Below are 1,019 nucleotides of genomic sequence, written 5' to 3'. Positions count from 1 at the left end.
GGGGACCTGTCCATTCGACCGACTCGCCAGGGCTGAGTGACCCGCTCATCGGCTATGAGTAGTGCATGGGTCACTCATCCCCAGGCAGGTATGGCGTTGGACTGGCGCGTGCGGATTGCGGTGTGGTCATCGGAGTTGTAGGTGCAGGATCTCCGGATGGGCGCCGGAGAGGCTGATCGGACGTTTGTCCAGTGTCGTGAACCGGGCACGTTTCGCGGCGGTGAGATGAGATTCCGCGTCGGTGGTCAGGAGTACCGCGCGGCCTCCGGGTCGGAGTACCCGCCGCAACTCCGACCAGAACCGGGTGGGTTGCCGGGCCAGCGTTCCGGCGAAGGGCACCTGACGGTTCCATGGTGGATTCGCCACGACGAGGTCTACTGTCCCAGCAGGAAGCGGCAACCGGCCGGCGTCCGCGACGACCCAACGCACGGCCGTGTCCGAATCGTTGGTCGCCGCCTGGGCGACAGCGCGCGGGTTCACGTCGCCGCCCACGACGCGGAGTCCGGCGTCGATCCGGGTGGCCTCGATCGGGATCGTGCCGGTGCCGCAGCAGGGGTCGAGCAGCACGGTGCCGCGGGGTGGCCTGACGATGCGGACGAGCGCGGCCGCCAACGGCGGATGCAGGCTGCCCGGCCGGGAGGCCCTCCGGTACGGGCGGCGGTGCAGCGGCCGCTCGCCGAGACGCAGCGCTACCAATGCCCGGTCGTCGGCCACCGTCACCCGCCACGACAGCCCACCCGGCGGGGGAACGTTCCCGCCACGCCGGCTGCGGTAGGGCAGACCCAAGACGGCCCCGACCGATTCACCGACGATGTCCTCGAGATCGAACCGCGTGTAGTTTAACCGCGTGTAGTTCCGCCGCCCGAGGAAGGAAGCGGAAACATCCACACCACGTAGGGCACCGGCGCCGACGCAGCGACTGCGCGCGGCCAGCACCTCGTGCACCGGCAGGGCCGCCATCGCGTTCGCGAGCCGACGCAGGTCGCCCCGGGCGCGGCCGATGCCGTGCACCGTGGCGC

At 70.5% G+C, this 1,019-nt stretch carries 1 protein-coding gene; it reads right to left on the bottom strand.

Translation table 11 applies throughout. The features are described 5' to 3' along the window. Window positions 1-126: 126 nt before the first annotated feature. Window positions 127-1,019 (bottom strand): TRM11 family SAM-dependent methyltransferase (locus tag FXO23_RS50535; protein WP_158896353.1); only part of this gene is annotated, 893 nt, incomplete at its 5' end.

This window comes from Amycolatopsis anabasis (assembly GCF_009765355.1).
In the GTDB taxonomy this organism is placed as follows: domain Bacteria; phylum Actinomycetota; class Actinomycetes; order Mycobacteriales; family Pseudonocardiaceae; genus Amycolatopsis; species Amycolatopsis anabasis.
Note: the sequence above shows the minus strand (reverse complement) of the source record. Positions and strands in the feature narration are given on the sequence as shown.